This is a genomic window from Nonomuraea deserti, from assembly GCF_004348685.1.
Classification (GTDB): Bacteria; Actinomycetota; Actinomycetes; order Streptosporangiales; family Streptosporangiaceae; genus Nonomuraea; species Nonomuraea deserti.
This window is the reverse complement of record NZ_SMKO01000025.1, coordinates 43,094-68,778: the sequence shown is the minus strand read 5'-3', so window position 1 is coordinate 68,778 and position 25,685 is coordinate 43,094. Positions and strand designations below refer to the sequence as shown.

Here is a 25,685-nt window from a genome sequence, read left to right as displayed (position 1 = left end):
ACCCGCCCCTCCTTGATGGCCGAGTAGAGGGCGGCCTCGTCGACGATGCCGCCGCGGGCGACGTTGACGATGCGCACGTTGGGCTTGACCTTGTGCAGCTCGTCGTCGCCGATGAGCCCGACCGTCTCCTTCGACTTCGGCAGGTGCACGGTGATGAAGTCGGCCTGCTTGAGCACCTCGTCGAGGGGCAGCAGCTTGACGCCCATCTGCGCGGCGCGGGCCGGCGGCAGGTAGGGGTCGTAGGCGATCAGTTCGACGCCGAACGGCTGCAGGCGCTGGGCCACGAGCTGGCCGATCTTGCCGAGGCCGAGGATGCCGACGACCTTCTCGTCGAGCTCGACACCGGTGTACTTCGACCGCTTCCACTCGCCGTTCTTCAGCGCGGCGTGCGCCTGGGCCGTGTTGCGCGCGCTGGCCAGGATGAGCGCGATGGTCTGCTCGGCGGCGCTGGTGATGTTGGAGGTCGGCGCGTTGACGACCATGACACCGGCCTTGGTGGCGGCCTCGACGTCGACGTTGTCGAGGCCGACGCCGGCGCGGGCGACCACGCGCAGCTTGGGCGCCGCGGCGATGGCCTCGGCGTCGACCTGCGTGGCGGAGCGGACGATCAGCGCGTCCACCCCGGCGAGTGCGGGCAGCAGCTGGGAACGGTCGGCGCCGTCGGTGTGGCGGACCTCGAAATCAGCGCCGAGCACGGCGAGGCCGGCCTCGGACAGCTCTTCTGCGACCAGAACGACGGGCTTGTTCACGGGTGTGGATCCTCCGGGACAGGCGGGCTTCGGGGGACTCGTCACACGTCCGGCCCCCGACGGTCCCACAGAGTCTAACGGTCGCTTGTGAACGCGTTCACGAGGGACCCATGATGTGGGACAGGGGCGGCCGTACCCACCGAACGCCAAACTCATCCATATCGCGGCCGTCTTTGTCTTGATCGGGAGATTTCTTCGCCATTAGCCTGATAAGCCGTGGCCGACTACCTATGGTTCGTCATATGAGCATCGGGAATCCTGCGCTTGCCGACGTGCTCGCCCAGCATGGCACCCCCCATCGCCTGCTGGGCGCACTCGCCGACGGTGGAATCCTGGTGGCGGTGCGAACAGACCGTTCGGTCGTCCTGGGGACGACACAAGCCGGTGACCGGGTCCTGCTCGGCTACACCGGCCCTGCCACCTATGCCAGGCACCGCGGCAGCCATTCCCTGTCGGCGTGTGACGCCGACACCGTCCTGGACATCCAGCGCGTCACCGGCGTGCGGGAGATCGTGATCGACGCGGCCGGACCAGCCGCCGCGGCCGTGCCCATCGACGATCTCCAGCGCTTCCTCACCTCGACGCGCAGCGGTCCGACGCCCGTGCTGTCGGGGGCGGCCCCCGCCGCCTACGCGACGGGCGCCATGGCCACCGTCTCGCGCGGTGCCGCGCTGGCCCAGGTCGCACCCCCCTCCACCCAGGCGCCCGCGTTCCCGTGGGTGCCCGCGCCCCGGCCGCACCTGTCGGGGCCCATGCAGCAGGTGGACCCCGGCTACCGGCGGTGCACGCACCCGATCCTGCCCGCGCTGCGCCAGGCGATCGCCCAGTTGCTCATGGACTTCCCGCTCGTGCACCACGTGTGGATCTCGGAGGCGCGCACCGCGTCGGGAGCTCCCGGGATCATGCTGCACGTGAAGGTGCACATGTCCGCCGCCGAAGACGTCGTACGCGACCTGCACCGCCTGGTGCGGGCCCGGCTGCCGCAGTTCGCGGCGTCCGGCGCGCCCATCCTCATGGCCAGGGTGGCCGACACCCACAGCGAACGCCGGATGATCGAGATCGGCGCGCACGTGGTCTGCGCCGACGTCCGCGACTGACCCGCGGCCGGCATCCGAGACCGACCACGTGCCGGGGCCCGGGTGACCGGGCCTCCGTCCGCGCCGCCACGCCGGGAAGTGGGCCCTACCGAACAACGCTCTGTTCGGCTTCAATGAGGGCATGATCGCACCGGCGGCGAGCGCCTCCACGGTCCCCCGGGGTGTACGCGTCGGCTACGGTGTCGGCTCGTTCTGCACCGCCACCGTGGGCGCCGTGCCCGGGTTGCTCCTGCTGTACTACATGACGAACTTCCTGGCCGTTCCCGCGTGGCTGGCCGGGGTGGTCGTGACCGCGCCGAAGGCCTGGGACCTCGTGATCAATCCGCTGGTCGGCCGCTGGTCCGACCGGACCAGATCCCGGCTCGGCCCGCGCAGGCCCTGGCTGCTCGCCGGCGCCTGCACGCTGCCGATCGCGTTCTTCCTGGTCTTCGCCGGGCCCCCACTGACCGGCGTCCCCGCCGCGCTGTACGTCGGGGTGTGCTTCCTGGCCACGGCGACGGCGTACGCGCTGTTCGAGGTGCCGTACAAGGCGATGCCCGGCGAGATGACGCACGACTACCACGAACGCACCTCGCTGCTCCAGTGGCGGATGATCTTCATCGGCGCGGCCACCGCCATCAGCGGCGTGCTGGCCCCGGCCATCGTCACCAGCCAGGGCGGCGACGGCACGCTCGGCAGCTACCGGCTGATGGCCGCCACGATCGCGGCCATCCTGCTGGTCTCGATGCTGGGTTCGTTCTTCGGCACCGCCCGCGCCCCGATGACCGGCGCGCCCGAGCCTGACCGGGGCGGGTGGCGGGAGCAGTTCGCGGCGATCAAGGGCAACGCGCCGTTCCTCTGGATCACGGCGCTGGCCTGCACGCAGATGCTGGCCGTCAGCATGATGCTGGCGGCGGCACCGTACTTCGCCACCTACACGATCGGCACGCCGGACGCCACGCAGACGTTGTTCGCGGCGCTGGTGGGCCCGATGCTGCTGACGATGCCGCTGTGGGTGCGGCTGGCCAAGCGGTTCGACAAGCGCGGCGCGATGGTGCTGGCCGCGCTGGTGTTCGGGGGCGGCACCGCGGCGGCCATGGCCACCCCGCTCTTCGGCTCGCTGTACGCGCACGTGACGATCCTCGTCGTCGGCGTGGGCATCGCGGGCGTGCAACTGCTGCTGTTCTCCATGCTGGCGGACGTCATCGCGGTGGACGCGGCGAAGACCGGCAAGCGCAGGGCGGGCGTGCTGACCGGGTTGTGGACGGCCATCGAGAGCGGGGTCAGCTCCTTCGGCGCGCTGATCTTCGGCGTCATCCTGTCGCTCGGCGGCTTCGTCGAGTCCGAGCCGAGCAGGCCGGTCGAGCAGCCGGAGAGCGCGGTGACCGCGGTACTCATCGGGCAGACCACGGTCCCCGCGCTGATCATCCTGGCGTCGGTGGTGATGACGCTGAGATACCGCCTCACGCCACCCGGCGCGCCAGAACCGGACGCGTCCGCGTGAACAGCCCGGCCAGCACGGCGGCCACCACCAGCCTGCGCGTCCGCCGGCGGCAGCCCACGGACGACAAGGTGTCGAGATCGCGGCGTGGGCCTGTCGAGGCCGCCGGCCAGGTTGAGCAGCGTCGACTTGCCCGAGCCCGACGGGGCCGTCACCGCGACCAGTTCCCCCGCCGCCGCGTCCAGGCTCACGCCGCCCGGCGCGCGCACCTGGCCGTGCTCGCGGGTCACCTCCCGCAGGCTCACCACCGTCATGCCTTCTCCTTCGAGGCCCCTTTGGACACCGCCTCGCAGTGGTCCAGCCAGCGCTGCTCCGCCTCGGCCTTGAAGATCAGCGAGTCGATGATCAGCCGCTGGGCGAGGCCGCCGGTCGCCGCGCGCTTGGCCTTCGTGAGCTCCTGGAGCGCGCGCATGGTGGCCGTTCGCTGGAGCTGGATCACCTGCGCCACGTCGACGCCGCCGGCGACGGCCATCGCGATCTTGATGGCGAGCTCGTCCCGGGGCCGGTCGGACTGGGCGACGGGGGTGCTGAACCATCGCTCCAGTTCCGCGCGGCCGGCCTCGGTGATCGTGTAGACCGCGCGGCCCTGCTCGTCAGTGCCACCAGGCGCCACCAGGCCGTCGCGTTCCAGGCGGGAGAGCGTCGTGTATACCTGGCCGATGTTCAGTGGCCAGGTAGCCCCTGTGGACGCCTCGAACTCCACTCTCAGCTGGTAGCCATAACGTGGCCCGCCGCACAGCAACGTCAGCAGTCCGTGCCTGATCGACATAGATACTAAGTATGCATACCGAGTATGGTATTGGCAACCGATCCGCGTATTCTGGACAGGGAGCGCGGTTCAGGCCGATACTCGCTACATGAGCTCCACGCTTCCGCCCTTTCGTGCCTCGGATGGGGAACGCGACCGTGCGATCGACGAGCTCAGAGATCGCGCCGTAGAGGGGCGCATCTCCCACGACACGTTCGTGGGCCGCGTCGACCAGGTGTTGAGGGCGCGCAACCGCCACGAGCTCGACGAGGTGGTGGCCGACCTGCCGCGGCGGGCGACGCTCAGGCAGCGGCTGACCGACGCGGTGGCGGCCGTGTCGGAGTTCACCTCCAGGGTGCAGTCGGCGTGGCGGCGGCCCCGGCTGCCCCGGCTGGCGCTGCCCGAGGACGACCGGTTGCGTTACGTGGTGGGCAGGGGGTCGGCCTGCGACCTCGTGCTGTCGGACCTGACGGTCTCCCGCGTGCACGCCGAGCTGCGGCGCGAGAGCGACGGGTGGCTGCTGGTCGACCTGGGCTCGCTCAACGGCACCCGGCTCAACGGGTGGCGGCTGGTGGGGCCCGCCCGGGTCAGGTCGGGCGACGAGATCGCGTTCGGGGACTGCGGTTTCTTGCTCACTTCGAGCCTGCCATCCATCTGACCCGCTGCTCCATGCTCCGATAAATACGGAGATTTGCGGATTACAGGCTGACGGTGCTGCTCCATGCTGCAGGCGATCCCCCAGTCATCATTTGGAGACCCCATGCGGCGCACCTCAGCATCCCTCGTCGCGGGCGCGCTCGTCGCGGCCCTCGCGTGGGCGTCCAGCCCTTCCTCACCGGCCGTCGCGCTCGACCCCTCGGCGGGCGTGGCCGACCTGACCCAGGACCTCAACCAGATCCTCAGCGACTCGCGGCTCACGATCGCCAGGGCGGGCGTCGTCGTCAAGAGCGCGGAGACCGGGGAGGAACTGTACGCCACCGACGCCGGCAAGCTGCTGATCCCGGCGTCCAACACCAAGCTGTTCACCTCGGCCGCGGCGGCCGAGACGCTCGGGCTCGACTACCGCTTCACCACCAGCGTGCTGAGCACCGGGCGCAAGGCCGGCAAGGTGCTGGCCGGCGACCTGGTGCTGCGCGGCACCGGCGACCCCACCATGCTGGCCGAGGACTACGACGCGCTGGCCGCCAAGGTGGCCGACGCGGGCGTCAAGGTCGTCACCGGCAAGCTCGTGGCCGACGACACCTGGTTCGACGCGCGGCGGCTCGGCAACGACTGGGCCTGGGACGACGAGACCGCGTACTACGCGGCCCCGATCTCGGCCCTGACCGCCTCTCCCGACAAGGACTACGACGCCGGCTCGGTGATCGTCGCGGTGGCGGCCGAGAACGGCAAGGTCAAGGTGACCACCACGCCGGACACCGGCTACCTGAAGATCGTGAACCGGGCGACGGCGGGCTCCGAGACCGACGTGCTCATCGAACGGCAGCACGGCACCCGCACCGTCGTGATCACCGGTACGGTCGCGGACCCGTACCAGGAGTGGGTGGCCGTCGACGACCCCACGGCCTACGCCTCCTCGCTCTTCCGTGAGTCGCTGACCAGGCACGGCGTCAAGGTGCTCGGCCGCACGGTGACCGGCGCGGCGCCCGAGGGCGCCGAGGAGCTGGCCGCGCACGAGTCGATGACGCTGGGCGAGCTGCTGGTGCCGTTCATGAAGCTGAGCAACAACATCCACGCCGAGATCCTCACCAAGGCCATGGGCCGCAAGGCGGCGAACCAGGGCACGTGGGCGGCCGGGCTCAAGGTCACCACCGACTTCGCCAAGGCCAACGGGGTGCAGGTGATCAACATGCGGGACGGCTCGGGGCTGTCGCGCCGCGACGGCTTCTCGCCCGGCTCGATCGTGCAGTTCCTGTCGGCCGTACGCGGCAAGCCGTGGTTCGGCACCTGGTACGAGTCGCTGCCCATCGCGGGCAACGCCGAGCGCTTCGTCGGCGGCACGCTGCGCAGCCGGATGCGCGACACCCCCGCCGCGGGCAACGTGCACGCCAAGACGGGCTCGCTGACCGGGGTCACGGCGCTGTCCGGCTACGTCACCAGCGCCGACGGCGAGCCGCTGATCTTCTCGATCATGCTGAACCAGTACCTGTCCGGCTCGCCGAAGGACATCGAGGACAAGATCGCCGTACGCCTCGCCCAGTTCTCCCGTGCCTCGGCGGGCGGCGACCCCGTCCAGCTCCGCGCCACGGACCCGGGCCCGGCGGGCGACCTGGAGTGCTCCTGGCTGAAGCCCGCGCAGTGCTGATCATCCTGTAGGGAACGCGGCGGCCTCCTGACGCGCAGAGGGCCGCCGCGGTTTACCCCGCCAGCGCGGGCCGCATCACGATTCAGCCACTTGGAGCGGTCTTTTCGGGACATAGCCGACCTTGGAGCGCCAGAATGCGGTTCGACCTTGTGTGGTAACCGCGACCCGGAGGAGAGAATGCGCAGACAGCTCAAGGCGTGGGCCTGCCTCGGGAGTCTGGCGGCACTGACCTTCCCCGCACCGGCCGCGCAGGCGGCCACGAGCGCGCAGGCCTGCCAGGTGGCCGCGGCCAGGCCCACGGTCTCCCACGGCTTCGTGCGCGGCACGGCCACCAGGTCGGGCTGCTCCGACAAGGCACTGCTCCGGGTACGCATCGCGATGGCCGTGTCGGGCCCCGACCGGGTCGTCAAGAGCGGCTCCAGGACCGTCAGGACCGGCTCGGTCACCGCGCAGGTGCGCTGCACCACCACCCCGCGCACCTACTACGTGATCGCGCTCGACGCCAAGGGCCGCACGGGCAAGTCGCGCACGGCGCGGCTGGCGTGCGGCAAGTTCGCCTCGGCGGACGAGGAGGCGCTCGTCAAGCTCACCAACAAGGCGCGGGCCGGAAACGACTGCAAGCCCCTCACCCACGACCCCAGGCTGCACCTCGCCGCCGACCGCCACTCGGCGGACATGGCGGACAAGGGGCGTCTCAAGCACACCTCCGACGGGCGCACGTTCGCGGAGCGCATCAAGGCGGTCGGCTTCCCCTACAGCCTGATCGCCGAGAACGTCGCCATGGGCTACCCCGCCGCCGCCACGGTGCTCAAGGACTGGCTGAAGAGCCCGGGCCACCGCAAGAACATCCTCAACTGCTCGTTCACCCACATCGGCGTCGGATACAGCGCCACGCGACAGGCCTGGACCCAGATCTTCGCCGCCCGCTGAAACCCAGGGAGCGTCGGGCTTCACCGGCCTCAGCGCCGGTTCCCACCGCACGCCCACACGCTCCCCTCCGGGCGGGCCCGGCCGCGCCTCCCTCCCGCACAAAGGACCGCGGCCGGGCCCGCGTCTCCCCTCCGGTGTCAGGCCCGGTCGGAGAAGCGGGCCAGCACCAGCGACTCGACCACGCCGACGACCGCGTATGCGAGGATGGACACGGCCGTGACCACCACGATGTCCGCCCACACCTCGTCGTAGCGGAACCCGCCGATCGCCCGCAGGATCTCCGCGCCGATCCCTTCGCCGGTGGCCAGCCATTCGGCGATGAGCGCGCCGATGATCGAGGCCGGAACCGAGATCCTGGCCCAGGCGAAGACCGCGGGCATCGCCGTCGGCACGGCCACCTTGCGCAGAACGGTCATCCGGGTGCCGCCGGATGATCTGCACGTAGCGGAGCCTGGCCAGGCGGCCGCCGCCGTAGTTCTGCGGGCCTGGCCTTATCGAACCCTTCGAGGCCGACCAACTTGATCAGGTCGTCGACGACGCCGGGCTCGGGCCTGATCCCGGCGACCTCCAGCGGCAGCCGGATGTTGGCGGCGACGCTCCTCCAGGCCAGCAGGGCGGAGTCCTGGAAGGCGATGCCGAGGTGGTGGCTCCTGCGCAGCTCGGCGGGCGTCTCGCCGTTCACCCTGATCTCGCCGCCGGTGGGCTGCTCCAACCCGGCCAGCATGCGCAGCACCGTCGACTTGCCGCAGCCGGACGGGCCGAGCAGCGACAGGAACGAGCCCTTCGGCGTACGGAGGTCCACGCCGTCGACGGCGATCAGGCCCTGGCCGAACGTCTTGCTCAGCCCGGTGACGCTGATGCCGCCGCTCATGAGAGCTTCAGGCTCGGGTCGGCCTTGTAGACCTCGTCCAGTACTGTCAGGTCGAACAGCTGCTCGGCCTTGATGGTCAGGCCGGCCTTGGCCAGCGAGGCGATGTTCTGCTCGATCAGCTCGGGCGTCATCGTGAACAGGCCGTTGGCCTTGACGTCGGGGGTGACGACGAGCTCGTTCTGCATCTTGGCCTCCTCGGTCTGCTCCTTGACGTCGAGGTTCTGGTCCTTGCCGTAGACGGTGGCGGCCAGTTCGGCCGACCTGGCCGGGTCGGCGACGGCGTCCTTCCAGCCCTTGATCTCGGCCGTCAGGAACGCCTTGAGCTTGTCGCGCTCGTTGTCGATGGTCTCCTGGGTGACCGTGAACGTCTCGGCGACCAGCGGCAGGCCGGCGTCGGCGAGCAGCAGGTGGGTGGCGTCGTGGCCCTCCATCCTCAGCCGTACGGGGCCGCTGGTGACGAAGCCGACGTAGCCGTCGAGCTGCCCGGAGGTCAGCATCGGGGGATCCGACTGGAACGGCACCCGCGTCACGCTGCCCTCGTCGATGCCGTTGGCCTTGAGCAGCGCGTTCCAGACCAGCTCGTTGGAGTCCTGGACGCCGATCTTCTTGCCGGCCAGGTCCTCGGCGCTCTCGATCGGGTTCTTGCTCAGGGAGATGATGGCGAACGGGTTCTTCTGGAAGGTGGCGCCGACGATCTTCAGCGGGGCGCCCTGCAGCACGGCGGGGGCGGTGATGGTGGGCGCGGACAGGCCCGCCCAGCAGCGCCCGGTGGCCAGTCCCGACTCGACCGAGGTGCCGGAGCCGCCCCCCGACAGCAGCTCGACCTGGGAGAACCCGGCAGCCTTGTAGTAGCCCTTGCTGTCGGCGAAGTACTCGCCGGCGAACTCGACGTTCTTCTTCCAGGAGAGCTGGAGCTTGACCGAGCCCAGCCCGCCGCCGGAGGAGGAGCCGGCGGCGCTGCCGTTCCGCGAGCGCTTCATCGGGGTGGGGCTGGACTCGGCGGAGGTGGGATATCCGCCGTCGTTGTTCCGGCGGGTCTTCGACATCGCCGCCGCCGAAGGCCTGCACCGGGTGGCGCACGCGGGCGAGGAGGGCGGGCCCGACTACGTGTGGGGGGCGCTCGACGTGCTGGGGGTGGAGCGGGTGGACCACGGCATCAGGGCGATGGAGGATCCGCAGCTCGTGGCCAGGTTGAGGGAGGAGCGGATCCCGCTGACCGTGTGCCCGCTGTCGAACGTGCGGCTGCGGGTGGTACCGTCCCTGCGCGAACCACATCCTGCCCGCGATGCTGGACGAAGGGCTGGTCGTGACGGTCAACTCCGACGATCCCGCCTATTTCGGCGGTTACGTGGAGGACAACTACGAAGCGTTGCGATTGGAGCTGGGAATGACCGGCGAGCAGCTCGACCGGATCGCCCGCAACTCCTTCGCGCGTACGAGCCCGGGCACGGTGAAGGGGCCCACCCCACAGGCAGGCCCCTTGGCTACGGCTCTCAGCCGCTCAGGACCGAATTCAGCTGGTCGAGGCCGAGCATTTGATGTCGTCGCCGCTACCCCGGCCGAGGATACCGCTCAGGATGTCGCCGGTGTTGAGGACGAGCAGACCGGTCTGGTCGGCGGAGGACTCGCGGGCGATCGTGTTGTCGTCGCCGCAGAAGAAGAAGACGCGCGAGTTGTTGTCGCCGTCGTCGTTCATGGGCATCTGGACCTGGGTCGTCGCCGCCAGCGCGGAGCCGCCGGACAGGAGCAGCCCTCCGACGAGCCCGGCCAGGATGAGCCCTGATCTGTACATGTCTTATCCCCTCTGATACCGATTGACTACTCTCTGTAGCTACCGGGGGAAGATCTGCCCTGTCGTCCTCTTCGACAAACTCCGGCATCTGCGCTCTTGACCGGCACGACACCGGCCCCTGGCGAAGTCATGCCGGAGATCATTCACCTTGACGATCAGGTGTTCTGCCGAGGGGAGCGGCCGATGGTCGCATGACCTTTCCGCGACCATGGCGCGCGCCCTCCCGTGGCCCCAGACTGGTGCCTGTCACGGGAGGCAATCATGACCGCAGGCACCGGATCGTCCAGGACCGCGACCGGCGAACGGCGTACCGAACTCGACGCCATGCGCGCTCTCGTGGTCGTCGGGCTGGTGTTCTTCCACGCGTCGCTGGTGTTCGACTCTCGCGACGACTTCTACGTCAAGAACGCGGAGACGACCGACATCACGTTCGTCATCGCGGCGCTCTGCGTGATCTGGGCGATGCCGCTGCTCTTCCTCATCGCCGGGCTGGGAGCGTGGCACTCCCTGCGCCGCCGGGGGCCCGGCGGGTTCGCCGTGGAACGATTAGCGCGGCTGGGCGTGCCGCTGCTGTTCGCCCTGGTCACGATGTTGCCGGTGCCCCAGTGGTTGCGGCTGCGAGCCGATCCCGGCTATCACGAGTCCTATCTGGAGTTCCTGCCGAAGTTCTTCGCCGTGCGGCCGGATCCGGGCGACTTCCCGTTCGTCCTGGAGGGGGCGTACTTCGAGACCGGGCACCTGTGGTTCGTGGTGCTGCTGCTGGCCTTCTCGCTCGTGCTCGCGCCGCTGGTGCGGTGGGTGCCGCGCGGCTGGGCGCTGCGCTCGCGCGAACGCCTGGTCGCACTCTCCCAGCCGCGTGGCGCGATCCTGCTGCTCGGCCTGCCGATCGCGGCGATCTGCGCGGCCGCCGGCCTCGAGGAGGCTTTCGGCGGCTGGGACCGCTGGGCGTACCTGGTGTTCTTCCTGTACGGCTTCCTGCTCGTGACCGATCCCGCCTTCCGCGCGGCATTGCGGCGCAACCGGCGGATAGCGGCCGTCGTGGGCGCCGCGCTGATGCTGGTGGGGGTGCCGGGCTTCATCATCGCGGGCGACGCCCCCGGCGCGGACGCGTTCACGGACCTGACCCCGCTCGCGGTCGGGATGCGCACGTTGTACGGCCTGGCCGGATGGTGCTGGCTGGTCGCGATCCTCGGCGCCCTCGACCGCCCGCGCCCCGCCCCGGCGCCGGCCAGGCCGCCGAACCGGCTCCCGGCCTCCGTGTCCGCCTACCTGGCGGCCGCAGTGCTGCCGCTCTACATCCTGCACCAGCCGATCGTCGTGGCCGTGGCCTACTTCGTCACCGGCTGGCAGGCGCCGATCCTGGTCGAGTACGCGGTGATCGTGGCCCTGTCGCTGGTGCTGACGGTGGCCGTCTACGACGTGCTGGTGCGCAAGACGCGGGTGACCAGGTTTCTCTTCGGGATGCGGGAACCTACGGCACGGTGAGGACGACCGGGCCGTCACTGGTGATGGCGACCGTGTGCTCGACGTGCACGCTCCTGCTGCCGTCGCCCGAGCACAACGACCACCCGTCGTCGGCCAGGTAATAGTCGTCGCCGCCGCCGGCCATCAGGCTCGGCTCGATCGCGATGACCAGGCCGGGCCGCAGCCGCAGGCCGCGGCCCCTGCGCGCCTCGTTGGGCACGAACGGCGACTCGTGCATGGCCCGCCCGATGCCGTGGCCGCCGAAGTCGTTCTGCATGCCGTAGCCGGCCCCGCGCCCGACCGTGGACATGGCGTGCCCGATGTCGCCCATCCTGCCGCCGGGCAGGGCCGCCTCGATGCCCGCGGCCAGCGTCTCCTCGGCGACCTTGATCAGTTTGAGGTCCTCCTCGCGGGCGTGGCCGACGGTGAAGCTGACGGTGCCGTCGGCGTGCCAGCCGTCGATGTACGCGCCGCAGTCGACGCTGATCAGGTCGCCGTCGCGCAGTTTGTACGCCGTCGGGAGGCCGTGCAGCATCACCCCGTTGACCGAGGTGCAGATCACGCCGGGATACGGCGTCGCGCCGAACGACGGGTGATAGCCGAGGAACGACGCCCCCGCGCCGGCCTCCTCGATGACGGTCCTCGCCACCTCGTCGAGCTGCTTCAGCGTCACCCCGATGCCGGCCCGCTCCCGCACCGCCGCCTGGACGCCGGCGACGACCTTGCCCGCCTCCCGCATCGCGGCTATCTCTCCCGCTGACTTGAGCTCGATCACAACGCCTCCTTATCGATAACTATACCGGTATTATTATCACAACCGCCCGAGCCGGGTGCGCAACCGGACGAAGGAGATGCTCGGGCGCATGACCATGCCGGCGCCGTCGTGCATCCGAGCCCCGGACGCCGCGGTCTCACCCACGGGATCCGGGTGATTTGCCCTTTCCGGCGCGGCTCGGGGTCACGCACAGGGGAAAGGCGCCCGCCTTGGGAGTCGCATTTCCCGTCGCCCGGAAAAGGCCGGCCCCGGCGACGGCCAGGGTCGTCAGGAAACGCGGAACGAATGGAAAGTCACGGCGTCGAGAAAGCCCGTCGGGAGAGCCGGGCGATGGCGCGGCGCCGCGTCCTGCGGCGATGTTCAGCGTTCGGGGGCCGGGGGCATCCGAGCGTCAGATCGTGATGACGACTTTCCCTCTGGCGTGCCCCTGTTCGACGTAGCCGACGGCCTCGGGGACCTCGGCCAACGGGTAGGTCCGGTCGATGACGGGGGCGATTTCGTGCGATTCGAGCAATCGGCACAGGGTGACCAGGTCGTCGCCGTTCTCCTTCATCAGGAGTGAGACCAGCCGCTGGCGTACGCACAGGGACAGCACGAGCAGCCGGATTATGCGACCCATGACCCCGATCCAGGGACCGCCCGAACCGCTGTTGTGCACGAAAGTGCCACGTGGGGCGAGAACGCGCCTGCAGGCAGATAACGAACGATTCGCAATATTGTCGAGAATGAGGTCGTATTTCCTCGCGCTCAGCGTGAAATCCTCCTTGGTGTAGTCGATGACGTGGTCGGCGCCGATCGACCTGACCAGATCCACGTTGCGCCCGCTGCACACTGCCGTCACCTCGGCCCCGAAAACCTTGGCGAGCTGCACCGCGAACGTCCCCACCCCGCCGGAGGCGCCGTTCACCAGCACCCTGCGCCCGCCGACCTGCGCTTTGTCGCGGATGGCCTGCAGGGCGGTCAGGGCCGCCGTCGGCACCGCCGCCGCCTCCTCGTACGTCAGCCCGGCCGGCCTCCGCGCCACCAGCCCGCCCTCGGGCACGGTGACGTATTCGGCGAACGCCCCCTGGCACACGCCGTACACCTCGTCGCCGGGCTGGAACCGGGTGACGTTCTTGCCCACCGCTTCAACCTGCCCCGCCAGGTCGAAGCCGAGCACGTGCGCCTTGGGCCGGGTCAGCCCGGCCATGGCGCGGAAGATGTACGGCGAGCCTCGCATGAGGTGCCAGTCGCCGGGGTTGACCGAGGCCGCGCGCACGCGGATGAGCACCCCGTCGTCGCCGGCCTCCGGCCTGCCGACCTCCTGCAGCTCGAGCACGTCGGGCGAGCCGTAGGCGCGATAGCGGATGGCCTTCATAGGTCTTCCTTTGATTTCACGTGTAAGAGAATTATTACATATGAAAACCCTAGCATCCGCTGAGCCTGCCGCCAATGTGCAACTTGTGGACACCCGTTGCCACGATGCACTACCGTCGGAGTCAGTCAGCCAACTAACTTATAAATGGAGGACATCGTGATCGTGGTGACGGGTGCCACCGGTAACGTCGGCCGCGCGCTGGTCGAACTGCTCACCGCCGGAGGCGAGCAGGTGACCGCGGTGTCCCGCGGGTCGGCGACGGTGCCTGCGGGCGCGCGGCACGTCCGGGCCGACCTGGGAGACCCCGCCAGCCTGCGGCCCGCCCTGGAGAGCGCCCGGGCGCTGTTCCTCCTGGTCGCCGGGGACGATCCGGAGGGCGTGCTGAGCCGGGCCGCCGACTCCGGTGTCCGCCGGGTGGTCCTGCTCTCCTCCCAGGGCGCGGGGACCAGACCGGAGAGCTACCACCACCCCGCGCGGTTCGAGGAGGCCGCACGCGGCTCAGGCCTGGAGTGGACGACCCTGCGGCCAGGCGGCTTCCACACCAATGCGCTGGCCTGGGCCGAGGGGATCCACGCCGAACGCACGGTGGCCGCGCCGTTCCCCGACGTCGGGCTGCCGAGCATCGACCCCGCCGACATCGCCGAGGTCGCGGCCACGGTGCTGCGCGAAAACGATTATGAAGACGGGAACGACCACGCGGGCCGCACGTACGAGTTGACCGGGGGCGTGCCCCTCACCCCGAGAGAGCGGGCGGCAGCGATCGGTGAGGCGCTGGGAGAGCCGGTGCGGTTCGTCGAGCAGACGCGCGAGGAGGCCAGGGCCCGGATGTTGCGCTTCATGCCAGAACCGGTCGTCGACGGAACACTCGCCGTCCTGGGCGAGCCGACGGCGGCCGAGCTGAAGGTGAGCCCGGACGTCGAGCTGATCCTCGGCCGCGCGCCACGCACGTTCGCCGACTGGGCCGGACTCAACGTCGCGGCCTTCCGCTGACGACGCAGCCCCGCTCCGTCGAGGCCTTTCATCAACCTCCGCACTCCCAGAAGGGGCCCTTCATGCCCGTCCAACACGTCCTCGATTCCACGATGTACCACCAGGAGGTCGGCACCGGCGCGCCGATGGTCTTCCTGCACGGCAACCCGACCTCCTCACATCTGTGGCGGCACGTCCTGCCCGCCCTCGGCGGTCCGGGCCGCCGGCTTGCCCCCGACCTGATCGGCATGGGACGGTCGGGCAAACCGCCCACCGACTACACGTTCGCCGACCACGCACGCTATCTCGACGCCTGGTTCGACGGGCTCGGCCTGGACCAGGTGGTGCTGGTCGGGCACGACTGGGGAGGCGCTCTGGCCTTCGACTGGGCCGCCCGCCACCCAGGCCGGGTGCGCGGCGTCGCGTTCACCGAAGCGATCGTCAAGCCGATGTCCTGGGAGGAGTTCCCCGAGGGCGGCCGGCCCATCTTCCAGGCCATCAAGACTGAGGGGGTGGGCGAGTCGCTGATCCTCGACGACGCCCGCTATCTCGAACGGACGATGCCCGCGACCGTCGCCACACCGCTCGGCGAGGACGACATCGCGGCCTACACCCGGCCGTACCCGACCAGGGAGAGCCGCCTGCCGCTGCTGCGCTGGGCGCGGTCCATGCCGCTGGGCGGGGAGCCGGCCGACGTCGTGGCCAGAGCGGAAGCGTACGGCGCGTGGCTGGCGGCCAGCGTGGACGTACCCAAGCTGATGCTCACGTTCGAGCCGGGGCCGGGCACGATGCTGGGCCCCGAGCTCATCGGCTGGTGTGCGGACACCATCGCCGGCCTAGAGCTCAGGCACCATGACGCCGTCGCCGGCCACCACACCCCCGAGGACCAACCCGCCCTGATCGCGAAGACCATCGCGGAATGGGCGGACGAACGCCGGCTCCGCTGAGCCCGGCGGTGGTCGGCGGAGCCGGATACCAGTCGCGCGGCGGTCAGCACGCCGGGTAGAGGCCGAGCGGGGCGGGTGGTGGCAGCGGGTCGGCCGATTCGGCGCGGCCGGCGGGGCCGGCGCTGAAGACCTGCAGCAGGTACGCGACATGCCGCCGGGACGCGGCCAGCCTGGCCTCAGGGGGGCCGGTGGCCAGGCCGCCGTTCGCCATGAGCAGCAGCGTCAGATCCGACCGGTCGAAGTCGGCACGCAGCCGCCCGGCCGCCTTGGCCCTGCGTACCAGCTCGGCGAAGCCCTGTTCGGCGCGCACGCGCACGTCCTCGGCGCCTTCCACGGCGGAGAACCACGTCAGGAGCGCCACGCTGAAGCCGCGCTCGACCACCTGCATGGTGGCCACCTTCTCGATGAGCGTGCGGAATCCCCGCCAGGGGTCGGGGTCGGCCAGCGCGTCGTCGATGGCCGAGGCGCACACGCTCAGCTCGTCGGCGAACACCTCCACGATCAGCGACTCGCGCGTGGGGAAGCGCCGGTAGAGGGTGGCGACGCCGACACCGGCACGGCGGGCGATCGCGGCCATCGGCACGTCGAGACCGCGGGCGGCGAACGCCTGGCGGGCGGCTTCGAGGATGCGGTTGCGGTTGTGCAGCGCGTCGGCGCGGAGCCCGGCCGTGGCCGGGCCCGCCGCGGCAGGCCGCATCCGAGAGGAAGCAGCAGGCATGTTTCTCACATTAGTCCCAAGCGGATCGGCTTCTCCGTTTCCCGTCTAGCCTCGCGACCATGCGGACAGCGACAGAGATGCGTGCGGCCCTCTTCGACCGGTACGGCCCGCCGGAGGTGCTGTACGAGGGCACGGTGCCGGCCCCGGCCCCCGGACCGGGCGAGGTCCTGGTACGGGTCCACGCCGCCAGCGTCAACGGAGGCGAACTCCATGGCCGCGCGGGCCGGGTGCGCTTCGTGACGGACGTCGTGGGGCGCGGATTCCCGAAGCGCATCGGGATGGACTTCGCCGGCGAGGTGGCCGCCCTCGGCTCACCCATGTCCGGGCTCAAGGTCGGCGACCGGGTCTGGGGCGGGCTGCCGAGGGTGTTCGGCGCCGCCGCCGAGTTCGTGGTCGTACGCCCCCGGTACCTGGCCTTCGCCCCGGACGGGCTGGACCTCGTGCGGGCGGCGGCCCTGCCGGGCGTCGGCACGACGGCGATCACCGCGCTGCGGGACAAGGCCCGGCTCACGTCGGGCGAGCGGCTGCTGGTGCGCGGCGCCGGCGGCGGCGTCGGCCACGTCGCCGTCCAGCTCGGACGCGCGTACGGCGCCCACGTCACCGCGCTCGCGGGCGGCCGGAACCTGGGTTTCGTCCGGGAGCTCGGCGCCGACGAGGCCTTCGACTACGCCACCACCGGGCCGGGCGACCTCGGCACGTTCGACGTCGTGCTGGACACGGTGGGCACCGGCATGGGCGCCTACCGGCGGCTGCTCGCGCCGGGAGGGCGCATGGTGTCGATCGCGTTCGACCTGGGCAACGTGGCGGGGTCGCTGGGGTACGTGCTCGCGTCGGCCGTGTTCGGCTCGCGGCGGGTGCGCTTCTTCAGCGGCAAGCCCACCCACGCGCTGTTCGCCGACCTGACCCGGCTGGTGGAGAGCGGGGCGATCCAGCCCGTCGTCGACACGGTCTATCCGCTCTCCCGCATCGCCGACGCACATCGCGCCCTGGAGGCCGGCGGCGTACGCGGGAAACTGGTCGTGAAGATCGATTAGCCGCTCACGGCTGAGCCGACGGGCGGGCCGTATCCCGCCCGTCGGCCCCGGCGGGAGCTCAGGCCTTCAGCCAGCTCATCATCGGGCGGAGCTTGGCGCCGGTCTTCTCGATCGGGTTTTCGGCCAGCTCCTCGCGCTTGCGGTGGAACTCCTTCTGGCCGCCGTCGAACTCCTCGACGAGCTGCCGGGCGAAGGTGCCGTCCTGGACCTCGGCGAGGATGCGGCGCATCTCCTGGCGCGCCTCGTCACCGATGACGCGCGGGCCGCGGGTGTAGCCGCCGTACTCGGCGGTGTCGGACACCGACCAGTACATCTTCGACAGGCCGCCTTCGTACATGAGGTCGACGATCAGCTTCATCTCGTGCAGGCACTCGAAGTAGGCGACCTCGGGCTGGTAGCCGGCCTCGATGAGCGTCTCGAAGCCCGCCTTGATCAGCTCGGACACGCCGCCGCACAGCACGACCTGCTCGCCGAACAGGTCGGTCTCCGTCTCCTCCTTGAACGTCGTGCGCAGCGCGCCGGCGCGCGTTCCGCCGATGCCCTTCGCGTAGGACAGCGCCAGGTCGAGCGCCTTGCCCGAGGCGTCCTTCTCCACGGCCACGAGGACCGGCACGCCGCGGCCCGCCTCGAACTGGCGGCGCACGAGGTGGCCAGGACCCTTGGGCGCGACCATGCACACGTCGACGCCCTCGGGGGCCTCGATGAGGCCGTAGCGGATGTTCAGGCCGTGCCCGAAGAACAGCGCGTCGCCCTCGACGAGGTTGGGAGCCACGTGGTCGGAGTAGAGCCGGCGCTGGATGTGGTCGGGAGCCAGGATCATCGTGAGGTTGGCCTCTTCGACCGCCTCGGACGGCGTGACGACGCGAAGGCCGTCGTTCTCCGCCTTCTCGCGGCTCTTGGAGCCCTCCGGCAGGCCGACGCGCACGTCGACGCCGGAGTCACGCAGGGAGAGCGCGTGGGCGTGGCCCTGGCTGCCGTACCCCAGCACGGCCACGTGGCGCCCCTGGATGATCGACAGGTCGGCCTGGTCGTCGTAGTAGATCTCGGTCACTTGCTCAAAACCTTTCAGGCGGTACGGTCCAGTGCCCTGAGGGACCGGTCGGTGATGGAACGGGCGCCGCGGCCGATGGCCACCATGCCCGACTGGACGAGTTCTTTGATGCCGAACGGCTCGAGGACCTTCACGAACGCCTCGAGCTTGTCGGTGGTGCCGGTGACCTCGATGGTCACGGCGTCGGCCGCCACGTCGATGCAGCGGGCCCGGAAGAGCTGGACGAGCTCCAGCACGTGGGAGCGGCTGTCGGCGTCGGCCTTGACCTTGATCAGCATCAGCTCGCGCTGCACGGACTGCGACGTGTCGAGCTCGACGATCTTGAGCACGTTCACCAGCTTGTTGAGCTGCTTGGTGACCTGCTCGAGAGGCAGCTCCTCGACACTGACCACGATCGTCATCCGCGAGATGTCGTCGTGCTCGGTCGGGCCGACGGCCAGCGAGTCGATGTTGAAGCCCCGGCGGCTGAACAGCGCCGACACCCGCGCGAGCACGCCCGGCTTGTTCTCGACAAGCACGGAGAGCGTGTGTCTAGTCATCCTCGTTCTCCCACTTCGGCGCCATGTCACGGGCGATCTTGATGTCGTCGTTGCTGGTGCCCGCCGCGACCATGGGCCAGACCATGGCGTCCTGGTGGACGACGAAGTCGACCACCACGGGAACGTCATTGATCTCCATGGCCTTCTCGATCGTCGCGTCGACGTCTTCTGGACGCTCGCAACGCAGGCCCACACAACCATAGGCCTCGGCCAGCTTGACGAAATCCGGGATGCGGCGCGTCGTCTGCAGGTCGGTGTTGGAGTAGCGCTCATCGTAGAAGAGCGCCTGCCACTGGCGGACCATGCCGAGGTTACCGTTGTTGATGACGGCGATCTTGACCGGCACACCCTCGATGGCGCAGGTGGCGAGCTCCTGGTTGGTCATCTGGAAGCAGCCGTCGCCGTCGATGGCCCACACCGTGGCGTCGGGGCGGCCCATCTTCGCGCCCATCGCGGCCGGCACGGCGAAGCCCATGGTGCCCAGGCCGCCGGAGTTGATGAACGTGCCGGGCTTCTCGTAGCCGATGAACTGCGAGGCCCACATCTGGTGCTGCCCCACGCCTGCCACGTAGTAGGCGTCGGGGCCCGCGATGGCGCTCAGCCGCTCCATCACGTACTGGGGCGCCAGCGAGCCGTCCTCGAACGTGTCGTAGCCCAGCGGGTAGGTCGCTTTGTAGCCGTTGAGCACCGTCCACCAGTCGGCGTAGTCGCCGCGCTCGCCCGACGTCTGGATCGTGCTGACGAGGTCGCTGATGACCTCCTTGCAGTCACCCACGATCGGCACGTCGGCGTGGCGGTTCTTCGAGATCTCCGCCGGGTCGATGTCGGCGTGCACGATCTTCGCGCGAGGCGCGAACGACGACAGCTGGCCCGTCACCCGGTCGTCGAAGCGCACGCCCAGCCCGACGATCAGATCGGACTGCTGCAGCGCGCCGACGGCCGAGACGCTGCCGTGCATGCCCGGCATCCCCATGTGCTGGGGGTGGCTGTCGGGGAAGGTGCCCCTGGCCATCAGGGTGGTGACGACCGGGATGTTGGTCAGCTCGGCCAGCTCCAGCAGCTCGGCCGACGCGCCCGCCTTGTGCACGCCGCCGCCGACGTACAGGACCGGGCGCCTGGCCTCGGCGATCAGCTTGGCGGCCTCGCGGATCTGCTTGGAGTGGGGTCTGGTCACGGGGCGGTAGCCGGGCAGCTGCATGGTCGGCGGCCAGGTGAACGTGGTCTCCGCCTGCAGCGCGTCCTTCGAGATGTCGACGAGCACGGGGCCTGGACGGCCGGTCGAGGCGATGTGGAAGGCCTCCATGATCGTACGCGGGATGTCCGCGGGATCGGTGATCAGGAAGTTGTGCTTCGTGATCGGCATGGTGATGCCGGAGATGTCGGCTTCCTGGAAGGCGTCGGTGCCGATGGACCCGCTCGCCACCTGTCCGGTGATCGCCACGATCGGCACCGAGTCCATGTACGCGTCGGCGATCGGGGTCACCAGGTTGGTGGCGCCGGGGCCGCTGGTCGCCATGCACACCCCGACCCGGCCCGTCGCCTGCGCGTAGCCCTCGGCGGCGTGGCCCGCGCCCTGCTCGTGGCGTACGAGGACGTGCCGGACCTTGGTCGAGTCGTAGAGAGGATCGTAGGCCGGCAGAATGGCGCCGCCTGGGATCCCGAACACTGTGTCGACGTCCATGTGCTCCAGCGCCCTCACCAGGGACTGCGCACCTGTCATGCGTTCGGTCATCGGCTCGTTCCTTGCGTGGCTACTCGCTTAAGGACATAAAAAAGGCCCCGTCCCACCGGCGAGGTGGGCCTGGGGCGGCGCGCAGGTCGTCGTGCTTCGCTATCGGCCTGCGCGCCGGCGAAGTACTACGAGAATCTCACTGCGAAGCATGGCTTACACGATAGCCGCTCCGAACGCCCCAGTGTCAACTTGGTGGACACATGTCTCAAACGGTGAGACTCGTCCGCATCAGGGAGTCGACCCCGCGCGCCGCCATGGGCCTGGCCACCAGGAAGCCCTGCCCCCGCGTGCAGCCCATCTGCTTGAGCAACTCCAGTTGCTCGGGACGCTCGATGCCCTCGGCCACCACGATGAGCCCGAGGTCGTGACCGAGCCGCACGATCGTGCGCGTGAGCAGCGTCAGCGTGTCGTCCTTGCCGAGCCCCGACACGAACGACGGGTCGATTTTGATCATGTCGACCGGGAGTTGCCGGAGGAAGGCCAGCGAAGCGTAGCCGGTGCCGAAGTCGTCGATGGCCAGGCGCACGCCGAGCGCGCGCAGCTCGGACAGCCGCTTGATGGTCTCCTCGGCGTCTTCGACCAGCATCTCCTCGATCACCTCGAGGGTGAGCGCGGAGGCGGGCAGCCCGCTCTCGGCCAGCGCCTCCTCCACGGTCTCGACGAACCGGGGCGCGGTGATCTGGCGGGCCGACAGGTTGAGCGACAGGCCGATGTCCCAGGACTCGGCCCGCCAGGCGGCCACCTCGCGGCACGCCTCGCGCAGGATCCACTCGCCCAGCGGCACGATCAGCCCGGTGTCCTCGGCCGGGCCGAGGAACTGCTCGGGCGGCACGAACACCGACCCGCGCCACCACCGCACCAGCGCCTCGACCGCGGTCACCCGCGACGTGGCGAGGTCGACCACCGGCTGGTATTCGATCGCGAACTGCTGGTCGATCAGGGCCCGCTGCAGGTCGGCGGCCAGCTCCAGGCGGCGCACGACGTCGGCGTGCATCTGCGCGGCGAACACCTCGACCCGCCGCCCGCCGAGCTCTTTGGCGCGTGCCATGGCGACGTCGGCGTTGCGGATGAGGTCGCCCGCGGGCATGTCGTCCTCGGTGAAGGCCACGCCCACGCTGGCGGTCAGGGCCACGTCGCGGTCGGCGACGCGGAACGGCTCCTGCGAGACCGCGCGGACGAGCCGCTCGGCCAGGTCGACCGCGAGCTGCGCCTCGCCGCCCGTCTCCACGAGCACCGCGAACTCGTCACCGCCCCACCTGGCCAGCGTGTCGTCGGCCCGCACGGCGCCGCGCAGCCGCCTGGCCGCCTGGCCGAGGAGGTAGTCGCCGCTGGCGTGGCCGACGGAGTCGTTGACCGAGGTGAACCCGTCGAGGTCGAGGAAGATGACCGCGGTGTTGGCCCCTCCGGTGCCCGGCGTGCGGCCGGAGAGCACCTCACGGGTGCGCTCCTCGAAGTAGGCGCGATTGGGCAGCCCGGTGACGCCGTCGTGGAAGGTCAGGTGGGCGACCTGGTTGCGCAGGGCCTCCTCGTCGCTGACGTCTCTGGTGGTCACCAGCATCAGCTCGTCGCCGCGGACGTGGCGGGTGGCCACCGACTCGGTGGGGCGCCAGGTGCCGTCGGCGGCCCGCACCCGGCACGCGATCAGGCAGGCGCCGGGCGAGGCGCCCTCCTCGTCGAGATGCATGGCCCGCATCGCGACCTGGATGCCGGGCACGTCCTCCGGGTGGATGTAGTCGAAGATCGACCCGCCCACCAGCTGGTCGGGGCGGTAGCCGTAGGTGGCCTCGACCCCGGCGCCGATCTCGCGCACCACGCCCTCGTAGTCGCACAGGAGCACCACGTCGCCGGTGCTCTCCGCCAGCTCCCTGAGCTGCCGCTCGCCCAGCTTGACCAGGCCGCGCAGGCGCAGGTTGGTCGCCGACACCACGAACAGGCGCATGAGCAGGAGCAGCACGACGGAGACCGCGACCACCACGACACCGGTGACCGCCGGCCCCTTCGCCCCGCCCGCCAGGTGCGCGAGCAGCGTGCAGGCCGCGATCGCGACCAGCGCCTGCGGCACCACGCCGATCACGCCGGCCACGGCGGGCCCGCCCGCGTGCCTGCCGCGAGGACCCCACGGGACGGCGGCCAGGAGCAGGAACGCGACCGGCGCGAGCATGACGCTCCAGAGCGGCGCGTCGCCGCCGTCGAGCCGCGCCACCGCGACCGCCAGGCCGGCCACGGTCATGGTGGCGAGCACGCCGACGCCGGCCAGCCCGAGCAGCCATGAGGTGGCCTTGCTGGTGAGCACGGACGGGATCACGGCGAACGTGACCAGCAGCGCGATCATCGGCGGCAGCATCACGAACGTGAAGGCCGCGGGGTCGGCCGCGTCGGCGTAGACGTGGCGCAGCGCCACCACCCAGCCGATCAGGAAGAGCGAGGCGGCGCACAGATAGGCATCGGTGACCTGCCGTAAAACGGCTCTGGCCGGGAACTTGCGGTCGGCGGCGATCAGCGCGCCGCCGGCCGTGACACCGGCGCCCAGCAGCACGAACATGTCGGCGAAGCTGACCACGAAGCTCTCGGCGAAGGGACGCAGCGCCACACCGGCGGCCCAGATGACGGCGCCGCCGCCCATCCAGCGCGCGCCCATCGCCATGGGGCGATGCGCGGCCGACTTCACCGAGGCGATCAGCAGGGCCGTGGCGGCGGCCAGCGCCGCGAGCCCTCCCGCGACCGCGCCGGTGAGCAAGGGCTGACCGCCCGCGAGGAGCGCGGCGGCGAACGCCACCGCGCCGACCGCCGCCGCCGCGGTCAGCGGCACCCGTGGATCACGCCAGCGGATCACAGTCGTTGCCCATCCCGTCTTGTCCTCTGCGCCCATGACCGCCGAAGCCCGGCGGACCACTTCGCCAGTGTGTACGGTTGTGGGTGCGCGGGTGGTGACAACGCCGATGTCGTCACCGATCTGATAACCACACGGACCAATTGCTGCCAAGAGCGCCTTGACAGTGAGTCAGGAACTCCCTGCAAACGTAACGCTACGCACCGAAGGTCACGGACCAGCCACGTTCCGGGATCCTCTCAGTACGTGTCGGTTATGACATTGATCAGCCGCTCACCTGCGAGGTAACGCTCCAGCTGGCCCCGGATGAGGCGGAGCACGCGCCGCTCGGACGCCGGGGTGCTGCCCGCGACGTGCGGGGTGATCAGCACGCCCGGCGCGCTCCAGAGAGGGTGACCCTCCGGCAGCGGCTCCGGCGCCGTCACGTCCAGCGCCGCGCGCAGTCTGCCCGTCTTCAGCTCAGCGATCAGGGCGTCGGTGTCGACCACCCCGCCCCGGGCGGCGTTGACGAGCACGGCGCCGTCCTTCATGCGGGCCAGGAACGCGGCGTCCACCATGCCGGCCGTGTCGGGCGTGGCGGGCACGAGCAGCACCACGACGTCCGCCGCCGGCAGCAGCGCGGGCAGGTCGGCCATGCCGTGCACGCCGTCGCGGGCGGTCCTGGCCACGCGTACGACCTCGACCTCGAACCCGGCGAGCCGCCGCTCCAGCGCCGCCCCGATGGAGCCGTAGCCGACGATCAGCACGGTCGAGTCGGCGAGGACGCCGGTGTGGTGGTAGGTCCACTCGCCCCTGCGCTGCGCGTCCACGAACCCGGGGAAATCGCGCACCACCGCCACCATCGCCCCGACCGCCCACTCCGCGGTCCCCGCGTCGTGCACCCCGCGCGCGTTGCACAGCGTCACGCCCTCGGGGATGTGCGGACGGTACGGCTCCACCCCCGCGGTCACGGTCTGCACGAGCCGCAACGAGCTCATCCGCGCCATCGTCCCCCGCACGTCGGGCACCGTGACCAGGGGCGGGATCCACACCTCCACCTCCTCGACGCCTTCCGGCATCGGGGTCGTGCTGTTGTACACGGCGCATTCGACCCCGGACAGGTCGGAAAGAACATCAGCCGCCGAATCGGACGGAACCCAGGTCTTCATGCGGCAAACCTTACGACTCCGGGGAAGTATGGAATACATGAGGAAGCCCATGACGAAGCTCTGCGCGACCCTGTCGGAGGCCGTGCTGCTGACGGGGCTGCTGACCGGGCTGCTGACCGGGCTCGCCGGCTGCTCCGGCGGCGGCGGCGCGGTGCTCCCGACGGCCGCCGTGCCTGCGGATGGGCCGGCCGCGGACCCGAAGGACGTGGCGACCGGGCTGGCCGTGCCGTGGGCGATCGCGTTCCTGCCCGGCGGCGACGCCCTGGTCACCGAACGTGACACCGCCCGGCTGCTCCGGGTCACCGAGGACGGCAAGGTGAGCGAGCTGGGCACGATCGAAGGCGTGACGCCGGACGGCGAGGGCGGCCTGATGGGGGTCGCGGTCAAGGACCAGCACGTCTTCCTCTATTACACCGCCGCCGAGGACAACCGGATCGTCCGCTACCGGCTGGCCGGCGACGCGCTCAGCGACCGCCGGGTGCTCGTCCAGGGCATCCCGAAGGGCGGCATCCACAACGGCGGCAGGCTGGCGTTCGGCCCCGACGGTCACCTGTACGCCTCCACCGGCGAGACCGGCGACCGCGACCTCGCCCAGCAGCGCGACTCCCTCGCGGGCAAGATCCTGCGCATGGCCGTGGACGGCGCGCCCGCCCCCGGCAACCCGTTCGGCACGCTCGTCTACAGCTACGGCCACCGCAACGTCCAGGGCCTGGCGTGGGACGACTCGGACCGCCTGTACGCCTCCGAGTTCGGCGCCGACGCCTACGACGAGATCAACCTGATCGAGCCGGGCGCCAACTACGGCTGGCCCGAGGTCGAGGGCCGGGGCGATGACGAGCGGTTCGTGAACCCCATCCTCACCTGGTCGACCGACGAGGCCTCACCGTCCGGCCTGGCCTACGCCGGCGGTTCGTTGTGGGTGGGGGCCCTGCGCGGGGAGCGCCTGTGGCAGGTGCCGCTCGGCTCCGACGGCGCCGCCGGCCGGCCGGTCGCCCACTTCACCGACCGCTACGGCCGCCTCCGCGCGGTCACCACCGCCCCCGACGGCACCGTGTGGGTGGGCACCAGCAACAAGGACGGCAGGGGTTCGCCGCGGGAGGGCGACGACCGCATCCTGTCCGTCCCCGCCTCATGACCAGGGCGCTCGCT

General features: G+C 70.5%; 24 protein-coding genes and 1 pseudogene. 11 read left to right on the top strand and 14 right to left on the bottom strand.

Translation table 11 applies throughout. The features are described from left to right. Positions 1-749, bottom strand: a 749-nt coding sequence (locus E1292_RS13195) for a hydroxyacid dehydrogenase (RefSeq protein ID WP_281284022.1), incomplete at its 3' end; no start/stop codon positions are given. Positions 750-991: 242 nt separating this feature from the next. Between E1292_RS13195 and E1292_RS13190 the strand changes: the two genes are divergently transcribed. Both E1292_RS13190 and E1292_RS13185 read left to right on the top strand, forming a co-directional pair. Then, positions 992-1,846, top strand: a complete 855-nt coding sequence (locus tag E1292_RS13190; protein WP_132595414.1) for a hypothetical protein — start codon at positions 992-994, stop codon at positions 1,844-1,846. Positions 1,847-1,967: 121 nt separating this feature from the next. After that, on the top strand, positions 1,968-3,329 hold the full coding sequence (locus tag E1292_RS13185) for an MFS transporter (RefSeq protein ID WP_132595413.1): 1,362 nt from the start codon (positions 1,968-1,970) through the stop codon (positions 3,327-3,329). A gap of 247 nt (positions 3,330-3,576) precedes the next feature. Here the strand turns inward: E1292_RS13185 and E1292_RS13175 are convergent, their stop codons facing one another. Beyond that, entirely contained in the window at positions 3,577-4,095 is a 519-nt protein-coding gene (locus tag E1292_RS13175; protein WP_132595412.1) for a PadR family transcriptional regulator, read from the bottom strand. An 88-nt stretch (positions 4,096-4,183) separates the two neighbouring features. On the opposite strand from E1292_RS13175, the gene E1292_RS13170 reads away from it, so the two are divergent. The 3 genes from E1292_RS13170 (at position 4,184) to E1292_RS13160 (ending at position 7,309) form a co-directional block, all read left to right on the top strand. Next, positions 4,184-4,732: an FHA domain-containing protein gene (locus tag E1292_RS13170; RefSeq protein ID WP_132595411.1), complete on the top strand. Its 549-nt coding sequence runs from the start codon at positions 4,184-4,186 to the stop codon at positions 4,730-4,732. A 102-nt stretch (positions 4,733-4,834) separates the two neighbouring features. After that, positions 4,835-6,379 (top strand): D-alanyl-D-alanine carboxypeptidase/D-alanyl-D-alanine endopeptidase, encoded by a 1,545-nt coding sequence (dacB, locus tag E1292_RS13165; protein WP_132595410.1) that lies wholly within the window; start codon positions 4,835-4,837, stop codon positions 6,377-6,379. A gap of 177 nt (positions 6,380-6,556) precedes the next feature. Beyond that, positions 6,557-7,309, top strand: a complete 753-nt coding sequence (locus E1292_RS13160; RefSeq protein ID WP_132595409.1) for a CAP domain-containing protein — start codon at positions 6,557-6,559, stop codon at positions 7,307-7,309. A 137-nt stretch (positions 7,310-7,446) separates the two neighbouring features. Here E1292_RS13160 and E1292_RS13155 read toward each other — a convergent pair whose 3' ends face one another. Genes E1292_RS13155 through E1292_RS53670 form a run of 3 tightly spaced genes read right to left on the bottom strand, consistent with a single transcriptional unit; the run spans position 7,447 to position 9,160 of the window. Beyond that, positions 7,447-7,725 carry an ABC transporter permease subunit gene (locus E1292_RS13155; protein ID WP_132595408.1) on the bottom strand — a complete coding sequence of 93 codons (279 nt, stop codon included), beginning with the start codon at positions 7,723-7,725 and terminating at the stop codon, positions 7,447-7,449. Next, positions 7,722-8,180 (bottom strand): ATP-binding cassette domain-containing protein, encoded by a 459-nt coding sequence (locus E1292_RS13150; protein WP_132595407.1) that lies wholly within the window; start codon positions 8,178-8,180, stop codon positions 7,722-7,724. Before E1292_RS13150 ends, E1292_RS13155 begins: the two co-directional genes overlap by 4 nt. Further along, complete coding sequence (locus tag E1292_RS53670) at positions 8,177-9,160, bottom strand: ABC transporter substrate-binding protein (protein ID WP_246090092.1); 984 nt, start codon at positions 9,158-9,160, stop codon at positions 8,177-8,179. Before E1292_RS53670 ends, E1292_RS13150 begins: the two co-directional genes overlap by 4 nt. On the opposite strand from E1292_RS53670, the pseudogene E1292_RS53665 reads away from it, so the two are divergent. Then, a pseudogene (locus tag E1292_RS53665) lies at positions 9,132-9,609 on the top strand (adenosine deaminase family protein); the annotation flags it as partial. The gene E1292_RS53670 and the pseudogene E1292_RS53665 overlap by 29 nt on opposite strands. An 84-nt stretch (positions 9,610-9,693) precedes the next feature. Here the strand turns inward: E1292_RS53665 and E1292_RS53660 are convergent. Further along, positions 9,694-9,972, bottom strand: coding sequence for a hypothetical protein (locus tag E1292_RS53660; RefSeq protein ID WP_132628012.1), 279 nt, complete (start codon positions 9,970-9,972; stop codon positions 9,694-9,696). Between the two features lie 261 nt (positions 9,973-10,233). Between E1292_RS53660 and E1292_RS13135 the strand changes: the two genes are divergently transcribed. Continuing rightward, positions 10,234-11,457 carry an acyltransferase family protein gene (locus E1292_RS13135; RefSeq protein ID WP_132595405.1) on the top strand — a complete coding sequence of 408 codons (1,224 nt, stop codon included), beginning with the start codon at positions 10,234-10,236 and terminating at the stop codon, positions 11,455-11,457. Here E1292_RS13135 and map read toward each other — a convergent pair. Both map and E1292_RS13125 read right to left on the bottom strand, forming a co-directional pair. Beyond that, positions 11,444-12,211: a type I methionyl aminopeptidase gene (gene map, locus E1292_RS13130; RefSeq protein ID WP_132595404.1), complete on the bottom strand. Its 768-nt coding sequence runs from the start codon at positions 12,209-12,211 to the stop codon at positions 11,444-11,446. The genes E1292_RS13135 and map overlap by 14 nt on opposite strands. 391 nt (positions 12,212-12,602) lie before the next feature. Continuing rightward, complete coding sequence (locus E1292_RS13125) at positions 12,603-13,568, bottom strand: NAD(P)-dependent alcohol dehydrogenase (protein WP_132595403.1); 966 nt, start codon at positions 13,566-13,568, stop codon at positions 12,603-12,605. A gap of 144 nt (positions 13,569-13,712) precedes the next feature. Here E1292_RS13125 and E1292_RS13120 point away from each other — a divergent pair, with 144 nt between their 5' ends. Together E1292_RS13120 and E1292_RS13115 are read left to right on the top strand one after the other, a co-directional pair. Further along, positions 13,713-14,558, top strand: a complete 846-nt coding sequence (locus E1292_RS13120; protein ID WP_246090091.1) for an NAD(P)H-binding protein — start codon at positions 13,713-13,715, stop codon at positions 14,556-14,558. A 62-nt stretch (positions 14,559-14,620) separates the two neighbouring features. Then, complete coding sequence (locus tag E1292_RS13115; RefSeq protein WP_132595402.1) at positions 14,621-15,484, top strand: haloalkane dehalogenase; 864 nt, start codon at positions 14,621-14,623, stop codon at positions 15,482-15,484. A 43-nt stretch (positions 15,485-15,527) separates the two neighbouring features. Here E1292_RS13115 and E1292_RS13110 read toward each other — a convergent pair whose 3' ends face one another. Beyond that, positions 15,528-16,202 carry a TetR/AcrR family transcriptional regulator gene (locus E1292_RS13110; RefSeq protein WP_132595401.1) on the bottom strand — a complete coding sequence of 225 codons (675 nt, stop codon included), beginning with the start codon at positions 16,200-16,202 and terminating at the stop codon, positions 15,528-15,530. A gap of 77 nt (positions 16,203-16,279) precedes the next feature. On the opposite strand from E1292_RS13110, the gene E1292_RS13105 reads away from it, so the two are divergent. Continuing rightward, positions 16,280-17,236: an NAD(P)-dependent alcohol dehydrogenase gene (locus E1292_RS13105; RefSeq protein WP_132595425.1), complete on the top strand. Its 957-nt coding sequence runs from the start codon at positions 16,280-16,282 to the stop codon at positions 17,234-17,236. Positions 17,237-17,294: 58 nt separating this feature from the next. Here the strand turns inward: E1292_RS13105 and ilvC are convergent, their stop codons facing one another. The 5 genes from ilvC to E1292_RS13080 all read right to left on the bottom strand — a co-directional run bounded on the left by ilvC (position 17,295) and on the right by E1292_RS13080 (position 24,536). Further along, a complete protein-coding gene (gene ilvC / locus E1292_RS13100) occupies positions 17,295-18,278 on the bottom strand; it encodes a ketol-acid reductoisomerase (RefSeq protein WP_132595424.1) in 984 nt (327 codons plus the stop codon). Positions 18,279-18,301: 23 nt separating this feature from the next. Beyond that, the gene (gene ilvN / locus E1292_RS13095) at positions 18,302-18,826 is read right to left on the bottom strand and encodes an acetolactate synthase small subunit (protein ID WP_132595400.1); all 525 of its coding nucleotides are present in this window, start codon (positions 18,824-18,826) and stop codon (positions 18,302-18,304) included. Continuing rightward, on the bottom strand, positions 18,819-20,558 hold the full coding sequence (locus tag E1292_RS13090; RefSeq protein ID WP_132595399.1) for an acetolactate synthase large subunit: 1,740 nt from the start codon (positions 20,556-20,558) through the stop codon (positions 18,819-18,821). Before E1292_RS13090 ends, ilvN begins: the two co-directional genes overlap by 8 nt. Positions 20,559-20,763: 205 nt before the next feature. Next, entirely contained in the window at positions 20,764-23,391 is a 2,628-nt protein-coding gene (locus E1292_RS13085) for a putative bifunctional diguanylate cyclase/phosphodiesterase (protein ID WP_246090090.1), read from the bottom strand. Between the two features lie 236 nt (positions 23,392-23,627). Then, complete coding sequence (locus tag E1292_RS13080) at positions 23,628-24,536, bottom strand: 2-hydroxyacid dehydrogenase (protein ID WP_132595398.1); 909 nt, start codon at positions 24,534-24,536, stop codon at positions 23,628-23,630. A gap of 37 nt (positions 24,537-24,573) precedes the next feature. On the opposite strand from E1292_RS13080, the gene E1292_RS13075 reads away from it, so the two are divergent. Further along, positions 24,574-25,671 carry a PQQ-dependent sugar dehydrogenase gene (locus tag E1292_RS13075; RefSeq protein WP_132595397.1) on the top strand — a complete coding sequence of 366 codons (1,098 nt, stop codon included), beginning with the start codon at positions 24,574-24,576 and terminating at the stop codon, positions 25,669-25,671. Positions 25,672-25,685 lie beyond the last annotated feature (14 nt).